At 40.1% G+C, this 1,308-nt stretch carries 1 protein-coding gene; it reads right to left on the bottom strand.

Annotated elements, in window-relative coordinates:
• On the bottom strand, positions 1-1,308 hold a 1,308-nt coding region (locus B6C99_RS12950), incomplete at both ends, for a hemagglutinin repeat-containing protein (RefSeq protein WP_173795352.1).

Here is a 1,308-nt window from a genome sequence, read left to right on the forward strand (position 1 = left end):
CATCACCTTCTGCTCGACCGGCAATAATGTCACTGCCACTAATGGTTACTTGTTTATTGGCCGAGATAATCACATTACCACCGGAGGTACCGACTAAACTGCCTGCTTGAGATTGATTAACTTCATTCGAGGTTGAGGTCGCCTTGGTTGATTGTGAACCAACACTAATCCCTTTTGAGCTAGTAGATACCCCTGATTTTTTGGTTTTTCTTTCTTCATAACGGTAATAGTTTTCTTCCGCGGCAGTAATATTTACATTATTGCCTGCATTAAGATAGACATCTTGGGTTGCTATCACCATGCTGCCAGATACATCTAAATCATGACCGGATTTTATCGTTACGCTATTGGCACTAAGTTCACTGCCTTTTTGAGTCGTGTTATCGATAGTTACTTTGGTTTTTTCACTACTACTTTTTAAAAATCCTTTATCTTTGTATTTGTGGAACTCATCCAAATAGGCACTTTCTGTCGATGAACCAATATTAATGTCATGACCCGCTTGTAATCCTAAATGATTACCTGCTGTAATATCCACCGTTTTGGCTTTAATATCATTACCTGCCACCAGCTGAATATTGTTGGCCGCTATAATTTCAGTGCCGACCACGCCTTTTTCATCTGTTATTCTATAGTCTTTTCTGGCTCGATAATCATATTTCTCTTCAATATCGGCTGTGGTTAATCCAATATCATGCCCGGCCTGTAACCATGTAGTTCCCTCTTTACCGCTGTTAACGATATAACCCGCCTTAGCATTAATATCATGCCCAGCATTAATCACAATATTGCCATTGTTGACTTGAATTGTGCTCGCCTGATCGATATTGGTCAGCAGATTACGGGCACGGGTTTGAGTGCGGGTGCTTGATAATAAGTTGATATCGTTATCGGCGGATAAGTAAACTAATTTGTCACCGACTAATTTGCCATAGTTAATAATGTCATTTTGGGCATCAATTTCAACGCGACCACCATAAATCGTCCCTTTATTGGTCACATTATAGCCATCTAATAGGGCATCTTGTTTGGCCGCGATTAATCCAGTGTTATTGAGTTGTTCACCTTTTATAAAAGTATTGTCACCCGCAATTAATGCGCCATCAGTACCTAATTGAGGCCGGTTAACCATATAGACTTGTGGTACAAGTACCTCAGTTGGTTGACCATTTACCATAATGCTTTTTTTCACTAACAAGACGATATCGGTGGTTAATGCCCGCATTTGTTCGCCGGTTAATTCCACACCAATAGCAATACCAAATTCTTTAGCAAAACTGATACCCGCATCCATTAATGCCTGAAATT

It is taken from the genome of Gilliamella sp. N-G2 (assembly GCF_002142215.1).
Lineage (GTDB): Bacteria > Pseudomonadota > Gammaproteobacteria > Enterobacterales > Orbaceae > Gilliamella.